This is a genomic window from Streptomyces sp. NPDC045846 (assembly GCF_056431605.1).
The window spans coordinates 353,074-375,385 of the sequence record NZ_JBWKKJ010000007.1 but is presented as its reverse complement, the minus strand read 5'-3'; the positions used below and the strand labels follow the sequence as shown (position 1 = coordinate 375,385).

Here is a 22,312-nt window from a genome sequence, read left to right as displayed (position 1 = left end):
GGCCTCCCCGTCCCCGTTCACGTGGCCACCCCGGGGGCCGGGGCGGCGGACGCGGGCGGGGTGCTGCGCATCGTGGCGATCGCCCGGGTGCAGATCGCCCGGACCCGGTCGACCGGCAGCCCGACCAGGGCCGCCGTCTGCTCCTCGGCGACCCCCTCGTACAGGCGCAGGACGAGGATGAGCCGCTCCTGCGGGGTCAGCCGCGCGAGGAGCCCGTCCTCGGCGGGCGGCCGGGCCCGGCCGGGCAGCGGCGGCCGGTGGTGGCGCCAGGCGGCCCGGGCGAACCGGGCGGCGAGCTCCTGCCGGGTGCGGTCGTAGGGATCCTCACCGCGCAGCCGGTGCCAGCGGGCGTACGTCTCGGCCAGGGCGGCGGTCAGCAGGCGCCGGGCGCGCGGGTTGTCGTGCGGGGACTCGGCGGTCAGCAGGGTGGCGGCATGCAGCAACCGGCCCCCCGCGCCCGCCACGTACGACTCGAACTCCCGGGTGCGGCGGCGGTGTTGGGTGAAATGCCGCTCGCGCATGAGCCTCATATGAGGGCAGGCGCGAGCCCCCGGTCAAGAGGTCGGCGCGGACGGCTCCTGTGCGGCCGACTGGCGGGCCGAGAGCGCCGAGTTGAAGCGGGTGAGCAGCGCGCAGAACGACTCGCGCTCCTGCTCCGTCCACCCGTCGGTGACCTGGGCCATCAGCTCGCGCCGCGAGGAGCGCACCTCTTCGAGGCGGGACTGGCCGCGCGGGGACAGCTGGAGCACGACCGCGCGGCCGTCCTCGGGGTGCGAGGTGCGCTTGACCAGGCCGGTGTCGACCAGCGGCGCGACCTGACGGGTCACCGTCGACGAGTCGATCCCCATGCCCGCGGCCAGCGCCTTGACCCCCATCGGGCCTTCCAGGTCGAGCCGGTTGAGCAGCAGGTACGCCGCCCGGTCCATCGAGTTGCGGACCTGTCCGACGCCGCCGAGCCTGGTCTGCTCGGCACGGCGGGCGAACACGGCCACCTGGTGCTGGAGGGCATCGAGGAGACCGGGTTCAAGCGGGGGAGTCATGTCCTGAACTGGGGGCATGGCCGGGGCTCTCTCGTGCGGGTGTCGGTGTGGTGGGGGACAGAGTACGCGGCCCGACCGGCATACGTACCGGCGGTGCGCAAACCTGTGGACAAGTCCCGCCCGGATCGGGATCCGGGCGGCCGGAAAGGGGCGTGAGCTGCGAGACTTGCGGTCATGAGCTTCAGTACGTCTGGCCCCTTGCACCACCTGATCCTCGATGACATCCGCGGCGCGCAGAAGATGCTGTCGGGAGTGGCCCGGGCCACCCCGATGGAGGGCTCCCGCCACCTGTCGTCGCTGGTGGGAGCGCCGGTCCACCTGAAGTGCGAGAACCTCCAGCGCACCGGCTCCTTCAAGCTGCGCGGCGCCTACGTGCGGATCGCCGGGCTGCGTCCCGAGGAGCGGGCCGCGGGCGTGGTCGCCGCGAGCGCGGGCAACCACGCCCAGGGCGTGGCCCTCGCCTCCTCGCTGCTCGGCGTGCGCTCGACGGTCTTCATGCCGATCGGCGCCCCGCTGCCCAAGGTCGCCGCGACCCGGCACTACGGGGCGGAGGTGATCCTGCGCGGCACGGTCGTCGACGAGACGCTGGCCGCCGCCGAGGCGTACGCCGCCGAGACCGGCGCGGTGTTCATCCACCCCTTCGACCACCAGGACATCATCGCGGGCCAGGGCACGGTGGGCCTGGAGATCCTGGAGCAGTGCCCCGAGGTGCGCACCATCGTCGTCGGCATCGGCGGCGGCGGGCTCGCGGCGGGCATCGCGGTCGCGGTGAAGGCGCTGCGGCCCGACGTCAGGATCGTCGGGGTGCAGGCGGCGGCCGCCGCGGCCTATCCGCCCTCGCTGGCCCTCGGCCATCCCGTCGCCATCGACCCGGCGCCCACGATGGCCGACGGCATCAAGGTGGGGCGGCCGGGCGACATACCGTTCGCGCTGGTCAGCGAGTTGGTCGACGAGGTGCGTACGGTCACCGAGGACCAGCTCTCCAGCGCGCTGCTGCTCTGCCTGGAGCGGGCGAAGCTGGTCGTGGAGCCGGCCGGGGCGAGCCCGGTGGCCGCGCTGCTCGGCGAGCCCGAGGCGTTCCGCGGGCCGGTCGTCGCGGTGCTCTCGGGCGGCAACGTGGACCCGCTCCTGATGCAGCGGATCCTGCGGCACGGCATGTCGGCGGCGGGCCGCTACCTCTCGCTGCGGCTGCGCCTGACGGACCGCCCCGGGGCGCTGGCCTCGCTTCTCGGGGAATTGTCAGTGCTGGATGCCAATGTGTTGGACGTGAGCCACGTACGGACCGATCCCCGGCTCGGACTCACGGAAGTGGAGGTGGAGTTGCACCTGGAGACCAAGGGCCCGGAGCACTGCGCCGAAGTGTCCGGCGCGCTGCGGGAGGCGGGCTACACCGTGCTGGGCTGAGGCCGGGACCCGCGCGTGGGCAGGGGGGCGAGGAAGCACGCGCAGGACCGCTGACAAGACGCGATGTATCGCGTTATGGTGTGGCTCGATGAAGGTTCCGCCGGGCGATCCCTGCCCGGAAAATCTAGGATTTGTCCAGTACATTCCGGAAAGTCACACCCAAACTGGGGGTACTCACATGCCAGGCGCCATATATGCCGAAGGCCTGGTGAAGACTTTCGGCGACGTCACGGCTCTGGACGGCGTGGACCTCGATGTCCCCGAGGGGACGGTCCTCGGCCTGCTCGGCCCCAACGGCGCCGGCAAGACCACCACCGTGCGTGTCCTGACCACCCTGCTCCAGCCCGACCGCGGCAAGGCCGTCGTCGCGGGCATCGACGTCCTCAGGCATCCCAACGAAGTCCGCCGATCCATCGGCCTGTCCGGCCAGTTCGCGGCCGTCGACGAGTACCTCACCGGCCGCGAGAACCTCCAGATGGTCGGCCGGCTCTACCAGATGAACGGCAAGGCGGCGAAGGCGCGCGCGGGCGAACTGCTCGACCGCTTCAACCTCGCGGACGCCGCCGACCGGCCCGCCAAGACGTACTCGGGCGGCATGCGCCGCCGCCTGGACCTCGCGGCCGCCCTCGTGGTCTCGCCGCCCGTCATGTTCATGGACGAGCCGACCACCGGCCTCGACCCGCGCAACCGGCAGCAACTGTGGGAAGTCATCCAGGAGTTGGTGGCCGGCGGCACCACCCTGCTGCTCACCACGCAGTACCTGGAGGAGGCCGACCGGCTGGCCCACGACATCTGCGTCGTCGACCACGGCAAGGTCATCGCCCGCGGCAGCTCCGACCAGCTCAAGGCCCGTACCGGCGGCGAGCGCGTCGAGGTCGTCGTCCACCAGAGCGACCAGATGACCCCGGCCCGCGACGTCCTGGCGGGCTTCGGCAAGGGCGAGGTCAAGGTCGAGGAGCACACCCGCCAGCTCACCGTCCCGGTCACCGGCGGCGCCAAGCTGCTCGCCGAGGTCATCCGCGAACTCGACGCCAGGGGAGTGGAGATCGACGACATCGGCCTGCGCCGCCCCACCCTCGACGACGTCTTCATCTCCCTGACCGGCCACGCGGCCGAGGCCGCCAAGGAAGAGGACGACGAGCCCACCGATCCCCATGCCAGCCCCAAGTCCCGCAAGGAGGCCGCGAAGTGAGCGCCACCACCGACGCCGTACCCGCACCCCGGGCCCGCGGCGGGATCGGAGGGTCCGTACGGGACTCACTGGTCGTCGCCCAGCGGAACCTGATCCGGATGACCCGGATTCCCGAGATCGTCCTTTTCGGCCTCATTCAGCCAATCATGTTCGTGGTGCTGTTCACCTACGTCTTCGGCGGCTCCATCAGCGTGGGCGGCTCCACGGATCCGAAGCTCTACAAAGAGTTCCTGATGGCCGGCATCTTCGCGCAGACCGTCACCTTCGCGACCGCCGGAGCCGGTGCGGGCATCGCCGACGACATGCACAAGGGCCTCATCGACCGCTTCCGCTCGCTGCCCATGGCGCGCGGCGCGGTCCTGACCGGCCGTACGCTCGCCGACCTCGTGCAGACCACCCTGACCCTGATCGTGCTCGCGGGCGTCGCCCTGCTCGTAGGCTGGCGCACTCACGAGAACATCGGCAAGGTGCTCTGCGGATTCCTGCTGCTGCTCCTGCTCGGCTACGCGTTCTCCTGGATCGGCGCCCTGATCGGCCTGACCGTGCGCACCCCCGAGGCGGCCACCTCCGGCGGACTGATCTGGCTGTTCCCGCTGACGTTCATCTCCAACGCCTTCGTGCCCGTCACCGGCATGCCCTCGTTCCTTCAGCACATCGCCGAATGGAACCCCTTCAGCGCCACCGTGGCCGGCGCCCGCGAGCTCTTCGGGAACACCATGCCCAACATGCCGAAGTCGATCACGGGCGCCTGGCCGATGGAACACCCGGTCTGGGCCTCGCTGCTCTGGTCCGTCCTGATCATCGTGGTCTTCCGCACCCTCGCGGTGCGCAAGTACCGCTCGGCCACCGCCTGACCTCGTACGGCACGGCGAAGCCCCCGGCCGCTCGATGGCGACCGGGGGCTTCGTGCCGGATGACGGGGGTGGGTCAGCCGTTGAAGGGGACGGCCGCGAGGATCTTCACCGAGGCCTTCTTGCCGTTCGGCAGCTCGTACTCGGCGTCCTCGCCGACCTTCTTGCCGTTCACGCCGGAGCCGAGCGGCGACTGCGGCGAGTAGGTCTCGATCTCCGTCGAGGCGTACTCGCGCGAGGCCATCAGGAATTCCAGGGTGTCGTCCGGGTCGCCGTCGAAGGCGATCGTGACGAGCATGCCGGGGGCCACCACGCCGTCGGCCGCGGGGGCCTCGCCGACCTTGGCGTGCTCCAGGAGCTGCGTCAGCTGGCGCACCCGGAGCTCCATCTTGCCCTGCTCCTCCTTGGCCGCGTGGTACCCGCCGTTCTCCCGGAGGTCACCCTCCTCGCGGGCCGCCGCGATCTTTACGGCGATCTCCGTGCGCGCGGGACCAGACAGGTACTCCAGCTCGGCCTTGAGCTGGTTGTACGCCTCCTGGGTCAGCCAGGTGACGTTGTCGCTGGTCTGGGTCACAGGTGCTCCTCGTCGGTACTGGGAATACAAAGCATCGCCCTACCCAGAAGCATGTGCCTTGTTGGGTGGGCGAAACCACGAGCCTAACAATTCAGGCGCCGTAGGGGGAGGACATAAACCGCTAGAACTTCATCAACGCAGGTCAGGGCCGGTGTGTCGGCAACGCTGATCGGCAACTTGAGCCATACGGGGCCCGGCCGGGCTCAGTCGGACTGGCAGCTGACCAGATCCGCGGCCGTCGCGCGCGAGGTCGTGGTGATCGTGACGACCTTGTCGACCTGCTTGACCGGCTCGTCGAACCGGAAGTCCGCCCGGCCCACGTCGTCGCCGCTGGTCTGCTGGGCGCGCAGGGTGCAGGTGCCCTTGGCGCCCTTGTCCTTGACGACTTCGAGGTGCACCTCGACCGACGTGTCCGAGACGACCTTGAACTTGATCACCTGTGCGGAGAGCGACTGCCCGCCCACGTAGTCGTAGCCGATCCAGCCGACCACGCCGAGCAGGGCGGCTCCGAGCACCGCGCCGACGATCTTCAGCTTGCGGTCCGCGCGCTGGTCCGCCGAGCGCCCGTAGCGCCCCTGAGGAAGCTGCTCGCGAACAGCGGCCATGATCGTCCTCCTGCTGGTGGGGGGTCACCGGAATTTTCCGCCCCCCGATTCGGTCACTATAGAAGCCGCCCGTCGCGCCGATCGACAGAGGGCGCCGCATTCGCTTACTGAGTAACCATTCACTTACTGAGTCACCGAGGATCGAGTCTTGACTGAGCAGCTGCGACTGATGGCCGTCCACGCGCACCCCGACGACGAGTCGAGCAAGGGCGCGGCCACCATGGCGAAGTATGTGTCCGAGGGGGTGGACGTGCTGGTCGTGACCTGCACGGGAGGCGAGCGCGGCTCCATCCTCAACCCCAAGCTCCAGGGCGACAAGTACATCGAGGAGCACATCCACGAGGTCCGCAAGAGAGAGATGGACGAGGCGCGCGAGATCCTCGGCGTCCGCCAGGAGTGGCTCGGCTTCGTGGACTCGGGCCTGCCCGAGGGCGACCCGCTGCCGCCGCTCCCCGAGGGCTGCTTCGCCCTGGAGGACGTGGAGAGCGCCGCGGGCCGCCTGGTGAGGTCCATCCGTACGTTCCGTCCGCAGGTCATCACGACGTACGACGAGAACGGCGGCTACCCGCACCCCGACCACATCATGACCCACAAGATCACGATGGTGGCCTTCGACGGCGCGGCCGACACCGAGAAGTTCCCCGAGGCCGAGTTCGGCCCGGCCTTCCAGCCGCAGAAGCTCTACTACAACCAGGGCTTCAACAAGCCGCGCACGGTCGCCCTGCACGAGGCGCTGCTGGCCCGCGGCATGGAGTCCCCCTACGGCGAGTGGCTGGAGCGCTGGAAGGAGTTCGAGCGCGCCGAGCGCACGCTGACCACGCACGTTCCCTGCGCGGAGTTCTTCGAGATCCGGGACAAGGCGCTGATCGCGCACGCCACCCAGATCGACCCCGACGGCGGCTGGTTCCGCGTGCCGCTCGACCTCCAGAAGGAGGTCTGGCCGACCGAGGAGTACGAGCTCGCGAAGTCGCTCGTGGACACTTCCCTCCCCGAGGACGACCTCTTCGCGGGCGTACGCGACAATGCCTGATATGAGCGCAAGCCTCGCAATGACGCACATGGTCCCGCTGGCCGCCGAAATCAACAATGACAAGGTGACGCCCGGCGTCCTCGGCTTCATCGTCTTCGCCGCCCTCGCCCTGGGCGTGTGGATGCTGATGAAGTCGATGAACCGCCACATGGGCAAGGTCGACTTCGAGGAGGCCCCGGACCCGTCCGCGGCGACCCCGGCGGCCTCCGCCCCCGGCAAGGGATCACCGAAGAACGCCTGACCCCCTCGGGTCCGCCGAGCGCCCCGCCGCGTCCTTCCCGGACGCGGCGGCGGGCGCCGTTCGGCCGTGGCGTCAGCGCCCGGACTTCACCGGCACCCCCATGACCTCACGGGCGTGCCGGTCCGGGACCATGCCCAGGTGCCAGGCCTGCCAGCCCGCCTCCAGGGAAACACCGCGCTCCAGCACGAGGGCGAAGGCCTCCGCGCAGTCCTCCAGCTTGCTGTCACGCGCGTCGTGCCGGGCGCGGATCAGCTGGGCCACCTCCTCCTGGGCGACCGCGGTGCCCACCTCCACGCCACCCGCGCCCGCGTACGGCAGCAGCGTGCAGCGCAGGAACCGGGACCAGTCGCCGCCGCGCCGGTCGTCGTACGAGGCGAACAGCGCCGTCGCCTCGTCGCACAGGGCGAGCGCCGGGCCCGGCCGGTTGTTGCCCGCGTCGATCAGGGCGAGCTCCAGACACGTCCAGGCCTCGCCGTGCGCCACCCCGATGCGGTGGAAGTCGGCGCGCGCGTCCACCAGGAGCTGGCGGGCGAAGCCGGAGTTGCGCAGGTTGCCGGTCTGGGCGGCCCGCTGGTCGCGGGTGACCCGGCCCGAGTGGTGGCGGGCGCAGGCCAGCCCGTACACGTCCCGCATCCGCGAGAACATCGTGCGCGCCCGCTCCAGCTCGCGCACCGCCTGGTCGCGGTCGCCGCGCTCCTCCAGGGCCTGGCCCAGGTAGTACAGCGTCCACGCCTCGCCACGCGCGTCCTCCTGCTCGCGGTGGCGCGACAGCGCCTGGCGGAGCTGGTCGACCGCGGCCGACGCGTCGCCGTCCACGAGGCGGGCGCGGGCCAGCTGGGTCATCGCCCAGGCCTCGCCGCGGCCGTCGCGGGTGCGCCCGTACAGGTCGAGCGCGGTACGCAACTCCTCGTCGGCGCGCGGCACTTCGCCGGTGCGCAGATACAGCTGGCCGAGCTGGAAGTGCGTCCAGGCCTCGCCGTGCAGCGACTCGTTCTCGCGGTGCAGGGCGAGGGCGGTGGAGAGCAGGGTCAGCGCGCCCGACAGGTTCGAGCGGTCGCGCTCCACGGCCGCGAGCGCGTGCAGCGACCAGGCGCGGTCGCCGGACAGCTCCTCGCCCGCCTGGAGGTCGATCGCCTCGCGCAGCCGCGCCGCCGCCTCCGCCAGATTGCCCTGGTGGTGCAGGGTGATGCCGAGCGAGCACAGGGCGAGCGCCTGGCCCGCGTCGTGCTGGGCCTCGCGGTAGAGGTTGACCACCGAGGACAGCGTCGTACGCGCCGTGTCGAGCTCGCCGAGCTGGCGGGCCGCGATGCCGGTGCGCCACTGTACGGACCGCACGAGCAGGCCCTGGTCGACGGCCTGCGTCAACTCGCTGATCTCGCCCAGGCGGTAGAGGTCACCGCGCAGCAGGCAGTAGTCGCACAGCGCGCCGAGCAGACTCAGGACGGCCTCCTGGTCGACGTCCTCGGCCTGTCGCAGGGCCGCCGTGATGAAGCTCGACTCGTCGTCCAGCCAGCGCAGCGCCGCGTCCAGGGACGGGAAGCCGTGGCCGCCGAACTGGCCGGCCCGGGTCGACATCTTGCCGTCGACCATGCGGCCCACCGCGTCCGCGAGCTCCGCGTAGTTGCGGATGAGCCGCTCCTGCGCGGCCACCCGCTCGGCCTGCTCCTCCTCGTCCGCCAGGCGGGCCTCGGCGAAGGAGCGTACGAGGTCGTGCAGCCGGTAGCGGCTGCCCCGCACGTGGTCGATGAGGCCCGCCGCGGCGAGCGCGGTGAGCTGGCGCTGGGCCTCCTGCTCGTCGGCGGCGAGCAGCGACGCCGCGGCCGCCGCCCCCAGCGACGCGCGGCCCGCGAGCGCCAGACGGCGCAGCAGCCGGCGGGCCGGCTCCGCCTGGTCGGTGTAGCGCAGCCACAGGGCCCGCTCGGCGGGCGCGACCGGTCCGTACGCCGCGAGGTCGGCGGCCAGTGCCCGCGTCGAACGCGGCCCGAGCGAGGACCCGGCGACGCGCAGCGCCAGCGGGAGCCCGCCGCACAACTGGCGTACCAGCTCGGTGGATTCGGCGTCGTAGGGCCCCGGCTCCTTCTCCTCCGCGGCCTCGCGGAGGAGCTCCTCCGCGCCCGCCGCGTCCAGCGGCTCGACGGCCAGCTGGTGCACCCACGCCGGGAAGTCGGCGGGCAGGTCCAGCGGTTTGGAGGAGGTGACGAGCACCAGGCTTTCGGAGCGCTGCGGCACCAGCGTGCTCACCTGCTCGGCGTCGTCGGTGTCGTCCAGGACGACGGTGACGGCGAGGCCCGTCAGGTGCTGGTGGTAGAGCTCGGCGAGGCGGCGCACCTGCTGCTCGGGGGACGACCTCTCGCGGAACAGGAGCTGTTCGCGCGGGGCGCCGAGCCGGTTCAGGAGGTGCAGGAGGGCGTCCCGGGTGGGCAGCGGGCCCTCGCCGGAGAGGCCGCCGCCGCGCATGTCGACATGGCACGCGCCGCGGAACTGGTCGCGCAGCGCGTGCGCCGCGCGCACCGCGAGGGTGCTGCGGCCCGAGCCCGGCTGCCCGTGCAGCACCACGACCACCGGCCGGGTCTGGGTCGAGGCCCGGGCCGCCTGCACCCACTGGCCGATCCGCGCCAGCTCCGCCCGGCGCCCCGCGAACGGGCCCCGCGGGTCGGGCAGATGGCCGAACGACTGCTCAAGGACCGACCTGCGGCGGGCCGCCGCGCTCTTGTCGGTGCCGCGCAGCTGGGTGGGCACCTTCTTCTGCGGCGGCTTGGGACTCACCGCCCGCTGCTGGTCCAGGAACGGCCGGATGCCGCGCACCTCCAGGGCGGTCAGCCACTGGAGGCGCAGCTGCTCCGGGCCGCCCGGCTGGCCCAGCGCGCCGGCCCGGCGGTGGGCGGCCGGCACGTGCGAGGCCGTCACCTTGGCGACCGTCCCCGCGGCCCCGGCCACCATCACGGCCGCCCCGGCGGCCACCGCGCCGCCCGCGCCGGTCCCGAGCGCCACATCGACGACGACGGCCGCGACCGCGCCGACTCCCGTGGCCAGCAGGCCCGTTGACCCGCCGTCGCGCCGGAAGCGCTCTCCGAACGAGAGCTGCCCGGCCGCCGCCTCGTCCAGGGCGTGGGTGTAGGCCGCGTACTCCTCCGCGGCGCTCTGGGCCAGCGCGTCGAGCGCGCCCCGGCCCCGGGAGAGCAGGGCGCTCCCGTCGGACCGCCCGCCGGAGCGCCGTACCTCTTCCTCCACGGCGCGTGCCAACAGCCGCTCGGCCTCGGCCCGATGGCTGTCCCGCATGTGCGTCCCCCTCCGAGAGCCCGTCGTCCGCCTGCGCCTCCAAGTGTCGTGGGTGACGCGCGTCGGCGCGAGGGAGTCGGCGGATCATCTCTCGTGTGGGGGAGTATGGGGTCATGCCGAACCGCCTCGCCCATGAGACGTCCCCCTACCTCCTCCAGCACGCCGACAACCCCGTCGACTGGTGGCCCTGGTCGCCCGAGGCCTTCGCCGAGGCCCGGGAGCGCGGGGTTCCGGTGCTGCTCAGCGTCGGGTACAGCAGTTGCCACTGGTGTCATGTCCTCGCGCACGAGTCGTTCGAGGACGAGGCCACGGCGGCCTTCATGAACGAGCACTTCGTGAACGTGAAGGTGGACCGCGAGGAGCGGCCCGACGTCGACGCCGTCTACATGGAGGCGGTGCAGGCCGCGACCGGGCAGGGCGGCTGGCCCATGTCCGTCTTCATGACCCCCGCCGGGGAGCCGTTCTACTTCGGCACGTACTTCCCGCCCGAGCCCCGGCACGGCATGCCGTCCTTCCGGCAGGTCCTCGAAGGCGTGCAGGGCGCCTGGGCGAACCGGCGCGACGAGGTCGCCGACGTCGCCCAGAAGATCACCCGCGATCTGGCGGCCCGCGAGCTGGACCACGGCGCGGGCGGGCTGCCCGGCGAGGAGGAGCTCGCCCAGGCGCTGCTCGGGATCACCCGTGAGTACGACCCGGTGAGCGGCTGGCTCGGCAGCGGCGACACGAAGTTCCCGCCGGGCATGGTGATCGAGTTCCTGCTGCGCCACCACGCCAGGACCGGGTCCGAGGCGGCCCTGGAGATGGCCGAGGGCATGTGCGAGGCCATGGCGCGCTCCAGCCTCTACGACCAGGTCGGCGGCGGCTTCCACCGCTATGTGCTGCGCCCGCGGCCGCAGGGGACGCTGGTGCCGCACTTCGAGAAGATGCTGTACGACAACGCCCTGCTGTGCCGGGTGTACGCCCACCTGTGGCGGACCACCGGCTCCGGCCTCGCGCGCCGGGTCGCCCTGGAGACGGCCGACTTCATGGTGCGCGAACTGCGCACCACCGAGGGCGGGTACGCGTCCGCGCTGGACGCCGACAGCGACGATGGTGCCGGGCACCATGTGGAGGGGGCGTTCTATGTGTGGACCCCCGCGCAGCTCGTCGAGGTCCTGGGCGAGCGGGACGGCGAGGCCGCGGCCCGGCACTTCGGGGTGACCGAGGAGGGCACCTTCGAGGAGGGCGCCTCGGTCCTTCAACTCCCCTCCGACGGCGGCCCGTTGGGCGATGGCGTACGCGAACGGCTGCTCGCGGCACGGGAGCTGCGGGAGCGGCCGGGGCGGGACGACAAGCTGGTGGCCGCCTGGAACGGGCTGGCGATCGCGGCGCTGGCCGAGGTCGGCGCGCTCTTCGACCGCCCGGACCTCGTCGAGCGCGCCACCGAGGCCGCCGATGTGCTCGTACGGATCCACATGGACGGCCACGCCCGCCTCGCCCGGACCTCCAAGGACGGTCAAGTCGGCGCCAACAGCGGGGTGTTGGAGGACTACGCGGACGTCGCCGAGGGCTTCCTCGCGCTCGCCGGGGTGACCGGGGAGGGCGTCTGGCTGGAGTTCGCCGGGTTCCTGCTCGACATCGTCCTGGACCAGTTCGTCGGCGAGGAGGGCGTCCTGTACGACACGGCGCACGACGCGGAGAAGCTCATCCGGCGGCCGCAGGACCCGACGGACAACGCGACGCCCTCCGGGTGGACGGCGGCGGCCTCGGCCCTGCTGTCCTACGCGGCGCACACGGGGTCCTCGGCGCACCGGGAGGCGGCGGAGGGGGCGTTGGGCGTGGTCCGGGCGCTCGGGCCGCGGGCGCCGCGGTTCATCGGGTGGGGGCTGGCGGCGGCCGAGGCGCTGCTCGACGGGCCCCGGGAGGTGGCCGTGGTGGGGGCGCCCACCGACCCCCTGACGGGGGCGCTGCACCGCACGGCGCTGCTGGCCTCCGCGCCGGGGGCGGTGGTGGCGGTGGGGTCGCCGGGGGACGAGTTCCCGCTGCTCGTGGGGCGGCCGCTGGTGGATGGGGGTGCGGCGGCGTACGTCTGCCGGCGCTTCACCTGCGACGCGCCGGTAACCACCCCGGACGCCCTGGCCAACGCCCTGACCTGACCCCGAGCCCCTCCGCCCCTCGAACGGCCCGGCGGGGGCTCCGCCCCCGCACCCCCGTTCGCGCCTGAACGGCGCTCGTCCTCAAACGCCGGACGGGCTAAAGATGCCCGCACTGGCCCGCCCCAGTACTGCCAGGGGCGCGGGGAACTGCGCGAGCAACCACGCACGGTCGGCATGCGAAGGACGGCCTGAAAGGGGGCGCGGGGAACTGCGCGAGTGGCCGCGCACGGTCTGCGGGTGAGAGCGGGGCTCAGGCCGGGGGGAGGCCCTGGTGGAGGGTGGTCATCGTGCGGGCGATGAGGTCCAGGAGGTCGTCCTGGTGCCCCCGCTCCGCCCAGTACACCGACGCCTCGTGCAACGCCCCCAGCACCGCCATCGCGAAGACCCGCACCTCCAGGTCGACGGAGTTCCGCCCCGCCCGCTCCGCCAGCACCTCGCACAGGAGCCGGCTCGTCGCCGCCATCGACTCCATCATGCGGGCCCGCAGCGCGGGCACCTCCGCGATCAGCCGCGTCCGCAGCAGCGTCTCCTCGCGGTCGTCCGCCAGCGAGAGGCGGGCCGCCTCGGTGACGACGTGCCGCAGCGACTCCAGCGGCGGCTCCGCCGCGGGCCGGGCCCGCATCTCCCGGAGGAGGATCGGGTCGAACTCGTCGGTGAGCACGATGTCCTCCTTGGTCGGGAAGTAGCGGAACACCGTGGAGGGGGAGACCTCCGCCGCCTCCGCGATCTGCTCGACCGTCGTGGCCTCGTACCCCTGCTCGGCGACCAGCCGGTAGGTGGCCCGGCGGATCGCGGTACGGGTCTTGATCTTCTTGCGTTCCCGCAGGCTCAACTGCGGCTGGAGGCTCTCCACGACGGACACGACCGAGTCGGCCGACTCGGCCGGGCCGACCGGCCCGGTCGGGGCGAGGGGCCCGGCCCCGTCGGACGGGTTGGGGGAGTCGGGCGCGGTGCGGGAGGTGGCGGCCATGGTGGTCATTGTCCGCCATCGGCCGCCGCCGGGGCGACCTCGCCGGGCGCCGGACCTGCGGATTCGGCCTTCGGGAGCAGGGCCGCGGCGAGCAGTGCGGTCGCCAGCGCGGCGACGGCGCAGACGAGCAGCACGACGCCCATGCCGTGCACGTACGCCGAGTCCGCGGCCGACAGGAGGTGCGGGTCACCGGTTTTCGCGGCCACCAGGTGGGCGGCGACCACGGAGTCGGCGGCCGCGTGCGGCGCCCCGGCGGGGAGCCCGTCCGCGTACACCCCGGCGAGCAGCGAGCCGAGCAGGGCGATGCCGACCGCGCTGCCCACCTGACGCACCGTCATGAGGAGCCCGGAGCCGCTGCCCGCGCGCTCGGGGGGCAGGGTGGCGAGGGCGGCCGTCATCGCGGGCACCATCGCGAAGCCGAAGCCGAGCCCGGCCAGCGAGAGCCACAGGGCGGTGAAGGCGTACGCGTCGCCGCTGCCGGTCCGGCTGCCGAGCAGCGCGGCGAAGGCGAGCACCACGAGCCCGGCGCTGATCACGCCCCGCGCCCCGAACCGCGCGCACAGGGACGGCGTTCCCTTCGCGGCGATCATCAGCCCGCCCATCAGCGGCAGCATCCGCAGCCCGGTGCCGAACGCGTCGTTGCCGAGGACGGCCTGGAGGTAGGGCGGCAGCACGAACATGAGGCCGGACAGGACGAACATCACCAGCGTCGCGGCGAGCGTGTTCAGCAGGAACGGCCGGTGGCCGAGCAGCTTGAGGTCCAGCATCGGGCGCGCAGCCCGCCGCTCGCGCACGACCAGGGCCGCGATCAGCCCCGCGCCCGCGCCAAGGGCGGCGAGGACCAGCGGGCTGCCCCAACCCCGGTTCGGCGCCTCGATGATGGCGTAGATCAGCGCCCCGAGCCCGGCCGCGGTCAGCACGGTGGACACGGCGTCGACCCTGGGGGAGGCCGGGTCGCGGGTCTCGGGGAGCAGGAACGCGCAGGCGGCCGTCCCGATGGCGACCATCGGGACGTTGATCAGGAAGACCGAGCCCCACCAGAAGTGGTCGAGCAGGAAGCCGCCCACGATCGGGCCGAGCGGCAGGCCGAGCGCGGAGGCCGCGGTCACGATGCCGACGGCCTTGCCGCGCTCGTCCGGGGCGAAGAGCGAGGGCAGCACCGCGAGCGCCAGCGGCATGACGAGCGCGCCCCCGACGCCCATGACTGCGCGGGCCGCGATGACCGGTGCGACGCTGCCCGCGAGCGAGCCGACGAGCGAACCCGCCAGGAAGATCGCGAGGCCGGTGATCAGCATGCGGCGGCGGCCGAAGCGGTCGCCGAGCAGCCCGGCGGGGAGCATGAGCGCCGCGAACACGACGACGTACGCGTCGGCCATCCACTGCTGCTGGCCGGTGGTGGCCCCGAGCTGGCCCGCCATCGTCGGCAGCGCGACGTTGAGGATCGTCAGGTCGAAGCCGAGCACCAGCATGCTCGCGACCATCGCGCCCAGCGCCCACCAGCGGCGGGGGTCGGGGACGGGTGCGGCCGTGCCGGAGGGCGCCGCGGCGCCGGTGAGGGGTGCGGGTGTGGTCATGGTTCGGCCCCCGTGGGTGAGTTCGTCGGGCTGCGCGGAGTCGCGCAGTGGAAGCTCATATCTTATGACAGTAGCTCTCAAAAGAGTGCGGGTGTCAATGGAGACGTCAACACGAAGGCCCCGGCGCTGGTGCGCCGGGGCCCTTGGAAGGTCGGGGTCGGGGGTTATCCGTGCTGGTAGGCGACGAGCGAGATGCCCACGTAGTGCACGACGAACGCGGCCAGGGTCAGCGAGTGGAAGACCTCGTGGAAGCCGAAGAAGCGCGGCGAGGGGTTCGGGCGCTTGATGCCGTAGATCACGCCGCCCGCGCTGTAGAGCAGCCCGCCCACGACGACCAGGACGAGCACCGCTATGCCGCCGGCGCGCAGGAAGTCGGGCAGGAAGAAGACGGCCGCCCAGCCCATCGCCAGGTAGCACGGGGTGTAGAGCCAGCGGGGGGCGCCGATCCAGAACACCCGGAAGACGATGCCGGCGGCCGCGGCCGCCCAGACCGCCCACAGCAGGACCCGGCCGGTGGAGCCGGGCAGCAGGAGCAGGGTGAGCGGGGTGTAGGTGCCCGCGATGATGAGGAAGATGTTGGCGTGGTCGAGGCGGCGCAGGATCGCCTCGCCGCGCGGGCCCCAGGTGCCCCGGTGGTAGAGACCGCTCACCCCGAACAGCAGGCAGGCGGTCAGGACGTAGATCCCGCAGGCGATCCGCGCCTTGGTGGAACCCGCGAGCGCGGTGAGCACCAGGCCCGAGATCAGTACGGCCGGGAACATCCCGGCGTGCAGCCAGCCGCGCATCTTCGGCTTCACCATCTGGGTCACCGGGTCGATCGCGGATGCCATCACCTGATCAGTCATGGTCCGCATGCTACCTACGGACCCGTAGGTTACGGATAGGTACGGCCGGTCACCGAGCGTCCCCCAGTCGTCTGGTAAGTGAACGGCAAATGGCAGTTAAGAAGGCGGTAAGTGGTGATGCTCACGTGAGAGGCCCCCTGGACATATGGGCGAACGGCGCGGAAGATCAGATGAGTGCGGTCGGCACCGGATGAGCGCCAACAGGATCCACGGGGTCAAGCATCCGGGTCGCAGCCCCCACGGGGCGGCAATGAAGCAGTACGTCAAAACCCTCCCAAGACCCTCATCAAGGAGCGATCGTGGCGCGCGATATCGCGGCTCCCCTCTCGGCCCCCACCAAGCACCAGGAACTGATCTCGTGGGTCAACGAGATCGCGGAACTGACCCAGCCGGACAGTGTGGTCTGGTGCGACGGATCCGAGGCAGAGTACGAGCGCCTGTGCGGGGAGCTCGTCGCCAAGGGCACGTTCAAGAAGCTCGACGAGGCCAAGCGCCCCAACTCGTACTACGCCGCCTCCGACCCCCGAGACGTCGCCCGGGTCGAGGACCGTACCTTCATCTGCTCCGAGAAGGAGGAGGACGCGGGCCCGACCAACCACTGGAAGGCCCCCGCCGAGATGAAGGACATCTTCGCCGGTGAGAAGGGCATCTTCCGCGGCTCGATGCGCGGGCGCACGATGTACGTCGTCCCCTTCTGCATGGGCCCGGTCGGCTCGCCGCTCTCCGCGATCGGCGTCGAGATCACCGACTCCGCGTACGTCGCCGTCTCGATGCGCACCATGACCCGCATGGGACAGCGCGTCCTGGACGAGCTCGGCACCGACGGCTTCTTCGTGAAGGCCGTCCACACCCTCGGCGCCCCGCTGGCCGAGGGCGAGGCGGACGTGCCGTGGCCGTGCAACTCCACGAAGTACATCTCGCACTTCCCCGAGTCGCGCGAGATCTGGTCGTACGGTTCGGGCTACGGCGGCAACGCCCTGCTCGGCAAGAAGTGCTACGCGCTGCGCATCGCCTCCGTCATGGCGCGCGACGAGGGCTGGCTCGCCGAGCACATGCTCGTCCTGAAGCTGACCCCGCCGAACGGCGAGCCCAAGTACGTCACGGCGGCCTTCCCGAGCGCCTGCGGCAAGACCAACCTCGCCATGCTGGAGCCGACGATCCCCGGTTGGAAGGTCGAGACGATCGGCGACGACATCGCCTGGATGCGCTTCGGCGAGGACGGCCAGCTGTACGCGATCAACCCCGAGGCCGGGTTCTTCGGCGTCGCGCCCGGCACCGGCGAGCACACCAACGCCAACGCCATGAAGACGATGTGGGGCAACTCCGTCTTCACCAACGTCGCGCTCACCGACGACGGCGACGTGTGGTGGGAGGGCATGACCGAGACGGCGCCCGCGCACCTCACGGACTGGAAGGGCAACGACTGGACGCCCGCGTCCGACACCCCGGCCGCCCACCCCAACGCCCGCTTCACCGTCCCGGCCGGCCAGTGCCCGATCATCGCGCCCGAGTGGGAGGACCCCAAGGGCGTGCCGATCTCGGCGATCCTCTTCGGCGGCCGCCGCGCCTCCGCGGTGCCGCTGGTGACCGAGTCCTTCGACTGGAACCACGGCGTCTTCCTCGGCGCGAACGTGGCCTCCGAGAAGACCGCCGCCGCCGAGGGCAAGGTCGGCGAGCTGCGCCGCGACCCGTTCGCGATGCTGCCGTTCTGCGGCTACAACATGGGCGACTACATGGCCCACTGGGTCAAGGTCGGTGCCTCCGCGGACGCCGCGAAGCTGCCGAAGATCTACTACGTGAACTGGTTCCGCAAGAACGACGCGGGCAAGTTCGTGTGGCCCGGCTTCGGCGAGAACAGCCGCGTCCTGAAGTGGATCGTGGAGCGCCTGGAGGGCAAGGCCGACGGCGTCGAGACCCCCATCGGCATCCTGCCGACGAAGGAGTCCCTGGACACCGACGGGCTCGACCTGCCGGACGCCGACCTGGAGTTCCTGCTCAAGGTCGACAAGGAGGTCTGGCGCGAGGAGGCGGCGCTGGTCCCCGAGCACCTCAACACCTTCGGCGACCACACGCCCAAGGAGCTGTGGGACGAGTACCGCGCCCTGGTGTCCCGCCTCGGCTGAACCGCCCCCGCTGAACCCCCTCCGGTCACGGCCGCCTGTCCTGGCCCGGCCGGAGGTGTTCGCGGCGGGTCGGTTCGACATCCGCCCTGACCTGTGGGGTCACTCGTGACCCGCCGCGCACGAAGGCCGGCCCCCGGAGTCCCCTCACGGCTCCGGGGGCCGGCCTCTTTTCGCGTACGCCAAGTCGGGCCGGCGTCAAGCGACTTGGGGATGTGTGGCACCCGGTCCGCGGACCTCCGCGGCTCGCGGACCGGGGCCGATCAGGGGCCGCCTCAGGAGGCGGCGGTGAGGGTGGCGGCCGCCGCGTGGACGTCCATGCGCTCGGCGGCGAGGATCGCGGCGGCGGTGTCGGCCCGCGAGGCGGCGACCACGAGGGCGCGGCCCGCGAGGGCGTGGGCGCGCGCGTGCAGGCTGTCGGCGTCGGCCCGGCTCAGACCCGCGTGCCGGACCGGCGGCAGACCGCCGCGCAGCCGGGCCACCTGCCGCGCGATGGCGTCCCCGGCCTCGGTGAGCCCGAGCTCGTCGGTGACGGCGAGCAGGGCCGAGAGGTGTCCGGCGAGCTGGATGTCGAGCTCGTCCTCGCGGGAGCGGTGCGGGATACCGGCGCTGCCGGCGGCCACCGTGCTGTGGACCGACTTGGTGCGGATCGGTTCGTACATGGGAATGGCCTCCTGGACGTTTCAGGAAGCCATCCTAGCTTAGATCCTGTCTAAAGTTGAGTCGGGCCCAGGTGTGCTCCCCGGGGCCCGGGCTACATCTGGCTGTAGCCCTCCAGGAACGTGCCGATCCGTGTCACCGCGTCCGCCAGGTCCTTCGCCGACGGCAGCGTCACGATCCGGAAGTGGTCGGGCTCGGGCCAGTTGAACCCGGTGCCGTGCACCACCATGATCTTCTCGGCGCGCAGCAGGTCGAGGACCATCTGCCGGTCGTCCTTGACCTTGTAGACGTTCGGGTCGAGACGCGGGAACAGGTACAGGGCGCCCTTCGGCTTCACGCAGGTGACGCCGGGGATTTGGGTGAGCAGCTCGTACGCGGTGTCCCGCTGCTCCAGGAGCCGCCCGCCCGGCAGCACCAGCTGGTCGATCGACTGCCGGCCGCCGAGCGCGGTGGCCACCGCGTGCTGGGACGGCATGTTCGCGCACAGCCGCATGTTCGCGAGGATGGTGAGGCCCTCGATGTACGAGGAGGCGTGGGCCTTGGGCCCGCACACCGCGAGCCAGCCGGAGCGGTAGCCGGCCACCCGGTAGTTCTTCGAGAGGCCGTTGAAGGTGAGCACCATCAGGTCGGGGGCGATCACCGCGGTCGGGGTGTGGGTGGCGCCGTCGAACAGGATGCGGTCGTAGATCTCGTCCGAGCAGACGACGAGGTTGTGGCGGCGGGCGATCTCGGTGAGCCCGCGCAGCATCTCGTCGTCGTACACCGCGCCCGTCGGGTTGTTCGGGTTGATGATGACGATGGCCTTGGTGCGGTCGGTGACCTTGCGCTCGATGTCGGCGAGGTCCGGCATCCAGTCGGCCTGCTCGTCGCAGCGGTAGTGCACCGCGGTGCCGCCCGCGAGCGAGACGGACGCGGTCCACAGCGGGTAGTCCGGCGCCGGGACCAGCACCTCGTCGCCGTCGTCGAGCAGCGCCTGCATCGACATCTGGATGAGCTCCGAGACGCCGTTGCCGAGGTAGATGTCCTCGACGTCGAGCTCGATCCCCTTGGTCTGGTAGTGCTGCATCACCGCGCGCCGCGCGGACAGCAGACCCTTCGCGTCGCCGTAGCCGTGCGCGCCCGCCAGGTTGCGGAGGATGTCCTCCAGGATCTCGGGCGGGCACTCGAAGCCGAAGGCCGCCGGGTTGCCGGTGTTCAGCTTGAGGATGCGGTGGCCCGCCGCCTCCAGGCGCATGGCCTCCTCGAGCACCGGGCCCCGGATCTCGTAACAGACATTGGCGAGTTTGGTCGACTGGATCACCTGCATGACGGCCACCTTACGGCCGTGTTTCCCGGGGCGCCTCGTTGTTCTGGGTCCGCTGGGGTGAGGCGCCACCGGGGCGGGCTTTCATCGCAATGCGCGGGTCGGGTCCGGGCCCGGGGAAGTGTGGTCGTGCGGGTGGCGGGGCTTCAAATGCGGGTGCGGGCCCGTGCGGGGTGAGATCTTCCCCACCCCGCCCCTTTCCCGATGGCGTCCGGCGGTTCGGGGCGGCCGCCCGGGCCCGTGCTCGCCCGAAGGGCGCCCGACCTCAAGCCCGCCCGAGTCCTCAACGGCCCGGGCGGGACCCTCGTGACGGCCCGGAGGCCGTGGCGGCGACCCAGGCCACCACCCCCGTGAGCCAGCCCAGCGCCAGCCCCCAGGCCGCACCGAGGACCGCGCCCGCCGCCCCGTACAGCAGCCAGCCCGCCGGGCCCGCCTCGACCATCCGGGCCGCCACCAGGCCCCGCCACGCCCCGGCCGCCGCCGCGCCCGCGATCAGGGCGGTCCAGCCCGCGAGCAGGCGGCGGGCGCGGCCCGCGGCCGGGCGCAGGCGCAGATGGCGCCGCATCCTCAGCGCGGCCACCGCCACCAGGACCGCCGCGGCGAAGTCCTCGCAGAGCAGCTGGGTCCAGCCCGTGCCGCCGAGCGGCACCGCGCGCAGCGCGGGCAGGGCGAGCGGCGCCCCGAGCGCGCTCGGCACCAGCACCGCCCCCTCGTGCGCGGTGACCGAGGTCAGCACCCTGGTGAGGCCCAGGAGCAGCGTGAGCAGCAGGCACATCCCGGCGACGGCGGCCACCGCCGCCTCGATTCTGGGCGGACGCATGGCCGGACCCTAGGGCACCCGGGAGCCGTTGAGAAGATGCTGAACAATTCTCAACTCTGGCTGTCATCAGGGGTGTTGAAGGCGCCGTCGAGCGCTTAGGGTCCGGCCATGCGGCTCTGGGGGACGTCACGGGCGATCGGGTGGGCGGCGGCGGGCGCGGCACTGGCGGTCGCCGCCACCCTTCTGGTGGCGGTCGGCCCCGCCGGGGCGGGACCCGCGCACACGGCCACGGGCCACCGCTGGATCACCGACGACCTGGGCCGCGCCCTCGTCCTGACCGGCCTCAACACCGCGAGCAGCGCCAAGTCCCGCCCGGACGGGCTCCCTTGGATCAAGGAGGCCGACGTCCAGCGCGAGTCGGACGCGCTCGGCTCCGACTTCGTCCGCCTGCTCATCCAGTGGCGCACCGTCGAGCCGAGGCCCGGCGAGTACGACGACGGCTATCTCGCCCAGGTCGCCGAGCGCGTGCGCTGGTACGGGGCGCGGGGCATGCACGTCATGCTCGACCTGCACCAGGACGTCTACGGCCCCGCCGTCAAGGGCAACGGCGCGCCCGCGTGGGCCACCGAGGCGGAGGGTCTGCCGGTCGCGGAACAGGGGCAGTGGGAGCTGAAGTACATCGAGCCGGGCACGGTGCGGGCCTTCGACAACTTCTGGGGCACGCGCCGGGCGAGCCGCGATCTGCGCGCCCACTACGCCGCCGCCTGGGCCCATGTGGCCGCGCGGTTCGCCCACGACCCGGCCGTCCTCGGCTACGACCTGATGAACGAGCCGTTCGGCGGCAGCGTCCAGGGCCCCGCCTTCGAAGCGGGACCGCTGGCCGCCCTCTACCGGCAGACCATCGCCGCGGTCCGCGAGGTCGACCGCGACTCCTGGATCTTCCTGGAGCCCGAGGCGGTGAGCGCCAACTGGGGCCTGCCGAGCGCCCTCCCGTACCTCAAGGACCCCCGCGGCGATGGGGCGGACGCACATATCGCGTACGCGCCCCACCTCTATCCGCTGCCGATGGACCTGGGCGGCGGCTATACCGGGGACGCCGAGACGTGGGTGGACCGCACACTCGTCTCCTGGCGCGAGCAGACCGAGAAGACCGCCCGGCGGCTGGGCGCTCCCGTGCTCATCGGCGAGTACGGTCTCGACACCACCCTCCCCGGCGCCCTGCGCTACGTCGCGAAGGTGCGAGCGATGGGCCGAGGACATGGGCGCGGGCACGGCGTACTGGTCCAACGACCCCGGGTCCTGGGCCCCTTGGGACCAGCGCCTCAAGCCCACCCCGCTCCTGCCGGTCCTGGACCGCCCCGAACCGAGGGCGATCGCGGGGGACCCGATCCGGTACGCCTGGGACGGGGCGAGCCGCACCCTGTCGGTGAGCTGGCGGCCGCGGGCGGGGGTGCGCGGCGACACGGAGGTGTACCTGCCCGCCCGGTTCTTCCCGCACGGCGGCGTGGTCACGGGCGGGGTCGCCGGAGACTGGGACGCCAAGTCCCGTGTCCTGCGGGTGAGTTCCGGGACGGGCGCGGACGGTGAGGTGTCGGTGCGGATCAGGCCGGGGGAGTGAGGGACGGGGGAGCGGCGCGGAATGAGCCACACCGCTCATCGGGGTGTTGTGCGGTCGGCCGGGGTGTTCCTAGCGTCCCGTACGTCCGCACTCCGAACGGCGCCGTCACGT

At 72.2% G+C, this 22,312-nt stretch carries 19 protein-coding genes and 1 pseudogene; 9 read left to right on the top strand and 11 right to left on the bottom strand.

Annotated elements, in window-relative coordinates; genetic code table 11:
- Positions 1–17: 17 nt before the first annotated feature.
- The gene (locus AC07F3_RS21955) at positions 18–521 is read right to left on the bottom strand and encodes a sigma factor-like helix-turn-helix DNA-binding protein (protein WP_479116147.1); all 504 of its coding nucleotides are present in this window, start codon (positions 519–521) and stop codon (positions 18–20) included.
- Positions 522–554: 33 nt separating this feature from the next.
- Positions 555–1,058: a MarR family winged helix-turn-helix transcriptional regulator gene (locus AC07F3_RS21950; protein WP_479116146.1), complete on the bottom strand. Its 504-nt coding sequence runs from the start codon at positions 1,056–1,058 to the stop codon at positions 555–557.
- A gap of 156 nt (positions 1,059–1,214) precedes the next feature.
- Here AC07F3_RS21950 and ilvA point away from each other — a divergent pair, with 156 nt between their 5' ends.
- The 3 genes from ilvA (at position 1,215) to AC07F3_RS21935 (ending at position 4,490) form a co-directional block, all read left to right on the top strand.
- Positions 1,215–2,444 (top strand): threonine ammonia-lyase, encoded by a 1,230-nt coding sequence (gene ilvA / locus AC07F3_RS21945; protein WP_479116145.1) that lies wholly within the window; start codon positions 1,215–1,217, stop codon positions 2,442–2,444.
- A 178-nt stretch (positions 2,445–2,622) separates the two neighbouring features.
- The gene (locus AC07F3_RS21940) at positions 2,623–3,636 is read left to right on the top strand and encodes an ATP-binding cassette domain-containing protein (protein ID WP_479116144.1); all 1,014 of its coding nucleotides are present in this window, start codon (positions 2,623–2,625) and stop codon (positions 3,634–3,636) included.
- Positions 3,633–4,490, top strand: a complete 858-nt coding sequence (locus tag AC07F3_RS21935) for an ABC transporter permease (RefSeq protein WP_479116143.1) — start codon at positions 3,633–3,635, stop codon at positions 4,488–4,490. The genes AC07F3_RS21940 and AC07F3_RS21935 overlap by 4 nt, the downstream gene beginning before the upstream one ends.
- Positions 4,491–4,563: 73 nt before the next feature.
- On the opposite strand, the gene greA is transcribed toward AC07F3_RS21935, so the two are convergent.
- Together greA and AC07F3_RS21925 are read right to left on the bottom strand one after the other, a co-directional pair.
- On the bottom strand, positions 4,564–5,061 hold the full coding sequence (gene greA, locus AC07F3_RS21930; protein WP_100574820.1) for a transcription elongation factor GreA: 498 nt from the start codon (positions 5,059–5,061) through the stop codon (positions 4,564–4,566).
- A gap of 203 nt (positions 5,062–5,264) precedes the next feature.
- Positions 5,265–5,666: a DUF4307 domain-containing protein gene (locus tag AC07F3_RS21925; RefSeq protein ID WP_479116142.1), complete on the bottom strand. Its 402-nt coding sequence runs from the start codon at positions 5,664–5,666 to the stop codon at positions 5,265–5,267.
- 148 nt (positions 5,667–5,814) lie between these two features.
- Here AC07F3_RS21925 and mca point away from each other — a divergent pair, with 148 nt between their 5' ends.
- Together mca and AC07F3_RS21915 are read left to right on the top strand one after the other, a co-directional pair.
- Positions 5,815–6,696, top strand: coding sequence for a mycothiol conjugate amidase Mca (gene mca, locus AC07F3_RS21920; protein ID WP_479116141.1), 882 nt, complete (start codon positions 5,815–5,817; stop codon positions 6,694–6,696).
- Positions 6,689–6,937 carry a hypothetical protein gene (locus AC07F3_RS21915; RefSeq protein WP_388976466.1) on the top strand — a complete coding sequence of 83 codons (249 nt, stop codon included), beginning with the start codon at positions 6,689–6,691 and terminating at the stop codon, positions 6,935–6,937. The genes mca and AC07F3_RS21915 overlap by 8 nt, the downstream gene beginning before the upstream one ends.
- 72 nt (positions 6,938–7,009) lie before the next feature.
- Here AC07F3_RS21915 and AC07F3_RS21910 read toward each other — a convergent pair whose 3' ends face one another.
- Complete coding sequence (locus tag AC07F3_RS21910) at positions 7,010–10,216, bottom strand: tetratricopeptide repeat protein (protein ID WP_479116140.1); 3,207 nt, start codon at positions 10,214–10,216, stop codon at positions 7,010–7,012.
- Between the two features lie 113 nt (positions 10,217–10,329).
- Here AC07F3_RS21910 and AC07F3_RS21905 point away from each other — a divergent pair, with 113 nt between their 5' ends.
- Positions 10,330–12,351: a thioredoxin domain-containing protein gene (locus AC07F3_RS21905; RefSeq protein WP_479116139.1), complete on the top strand. Its 2,022-nt coding sequence runs from the start codon at positions 10,330–10,332 to the stop codon at positions 12,349–12,351.
- A gap of 250 nt (positions 12,352–12,601) precedes the next feature.
- On the opposite strand, the gene AC07F3_RS21900 is transcribed toward AC07F3_RS21905, so the two are convergent.
- The 3 genes from AC07F3_RS21900 to trhA form a co-directional block, all read right to left on the bottom strand.
- Positions 12,602–13,321, bottom strand: coding sequence for a TetR/AcrR family transcriptional regulator (locus AC07F3_RS21900; protein ID WP_479116138.1), 720 nt, complete (start codon positions 13,319–13,321; stop codon positions 12,602–12,604).
- 5 nt (positions 13,322–13,326) lie between these two features.
- Complete coding sequence (locus AC07F3_RS21895) at positions 13,327–14,895, bottom strand: MFS transporter (RefSeq protein WP_479116137.1); 1,569 nt, start codon at positions 14,893–14,895, stop codon at positions 13,327–13,329.
- Positions 14,896–15,059: 164 nt separating this feature from the next.
- The gene (trhA, locus tag AC07F3_RS21890; protein ID WP_479116136.1) at positions 15,060–15,749 is read right to left on the bottom strand and encodes a PAQR family membrane homeostasis protein TrhA; all 690 of its coding nucleotides are present in this window, start codon (positions 15,747–15,749) and stop codon (positions 15,060–15,062) included.
- Between the two features lie 290 nt (positions 15,750–16,039).
- Here trhA and AC07F3_RS21885 point away from each other — a divergent pair, with 290 nt between their 5' ends.
- Positions 16,040–17,863 (top strand): phosphoenolpyruvate carboxykinase (GTP), encoded by a 1,824-nt coding sequence (locus AC07F3_RS21885; protein WP_479116135.1) that lies wholly within the window; start codon positions 16,040–16,042, stop codon positions 17,861–17,863.
- 272 nt (positions 17,864–18,135) lie between these two features.
- Here AC07F3_RS21885 and AC07F3_RS21880 read toward each other — a convergent pair whose 3' ends face one another.
- From AC07F3_RS21880 to AC07F3_RS21870, 3 genes are all read right to left on the bottom strand, one after another.
- Positions 18,136–18,522 carry an SCO4983 family protein gene (locus AC07F3_RS21880; RefSeq protein WP_479116134.1) on the bottom strand — a complete coding sequence of 129 codons (387 nt, stop codon included), beginning with the start codon at positions 18,520–18,522 and terminating at the stop codon, positions 18,136–18,138.
- Between the two features lie 92 nt (positions 18,523–18,614).
- On the bottom strand, positions 18,615–19,826 hold the full coding sequence (locus AC07F3_RS21875; protein ID WP_479116133.1) for a pyridoxal phosphate-dependent aminotransferase: 1,212 nt from the start codon (positions 19,824–19,826) through the stop codon (positions 18,615–18,617).
- Positions 19,827–20,106: 280 nt separating this feature from the next.
- Positions 20,107–20,643, bottom strand: a complete 537-nt coding sequence (locus AC07F3_RS21870; RefSeq protein ID WP_479116132.1) for a hypothetical protein — start codon at positions 20,641–20,643, stop codon at positions 20,107–20,109.
- Between the two features lie 108 nt (positions 20,644–20,751).
- Here AC07F3_RS21870 and AC07F3_RS21865 point away from each other — a divergent pair.
- A pseudogene (locus tag AC07F3_RS21865) lies at positions 20,752–21,774 on the top strand (glycoside hydrolase family 5 protein); the annotation flags it as partial.
- A 67-nt stretch (positions 21,775–21,841) separates the two neighbouring features.
- Positions 21,842–22,201, top strand: coding sequence for a hypothetical protein (locus tag AC07F3_RS21860; RefSeq protein WP_479116277.1), 360 nt, complete (start codon positions 21,842–21,844; stop codon positions 22,199–22,201).
- Positions 22,202–22,312: the final 111 nt, after the last annotated feature.

Coding starts and splice junctions, on each gene's coding strand:
- AC07F3_RS21905 (WP_479116139.1), top strand. CDS start 10,330: ATGCCGAACCGCCTCGCCCATGAGACGTCCCCCTACCTCCTCCAGCAC.
- AC07F3_RS21870 (WP_479116132.1), bottom strand. CDS start 20,643: ATGCGTCCGCCCAGAATCGAGGCGGCGGTGGCCGCCGTCGCCGGGATG.
- AC07F3_RS21910 (WP_479116140.1), bottom strand. CDS start 10,216: ATGCGGGACAGCCATCGGGCCGAGGCCGAGCGGCTGTTGGCACGCGCC.
- AC07F3_RS21900 (WP_479116138.1), bottom strand. CDS start 13,321: ATGGCCGCCACCTCCCGCACCGCGCCCGACTCCCCCAACCCGTCCGAC.
- AC07F3_RS21860 (WP_479116277.1), top strand. CDS start 21,842: ATGGGCGCGGGCACGGCGTACTGGTCCAACGACCCCGGGTCCTGGGCC.
- AC07F3_RS21925 (WP_479116142.1), bottom strand. CDS start 5,666: ATGGCCGCTGTTCGCGAGCAGCTTCCTCAGGGGCGCTACGGGCGCTCG.
- AC07F3_RS21915 (WP_388976466.1), top strand. CDS start 6,689: ATGCCTGATATGAGCGCAAGCCTCGCAATGACGCACATGGTCCCGCTG.
- AC07F3_RS21955 (WP_479116147.1), bottom strand. CDS start 521: ATGCGCGAGCGGCATTTCACCCAACACCGCCGCCGCACCCGGGAGTTC.
- AC07F3_RS21895 (WP_479116137.1), bottom strand. CDS start 14,895: ATGACCACACCCGCACCCCTCACCGGCGCCGCGGCGCCCTCCGGCACG.
- AC07F3_RS21950 (WP_479116146.1), bottom strand. CDS start 1,058: ATGCCCCCAGTTCAGGACATGACTCCCCCGCTTGAACCCGGTCTCCTC.
- AC07F3_RS21880 (WP_479116134.1), bottom strand. CDS start 18,522: ATGTACGAACCGATCCGCACCAAGTCGGTCCACAGCACGGTGGCCGCC.
- AC07F3_RS21940 (WP_479116144.1), top strand. CDS start 2,623: ATGCCAGGCGCCATATATGCCGAAGGCCTGGTGAAGACTTTCGGCGAC.
- AC07F3_RS21875 (WP_479116133.1), bottom strand. CDS start 19,826: ATGCAGGTGATCCAGTCGACCAAACTCGCCAATGTCTGTTACGAGATC.
- trhA (WP_479116136.1), bottom strand. CDS start 15,749: ATGCGGACCATGACTGATCAGGTGATGGCATCCGCGATCGACCCGGTG.
- ilvA (WP_479116145.1), top strand. CDS start 1,215: ATGAGCTTCAGTACGTCTGGCCCCTTGCACCACCTGATCCTCGATGAC.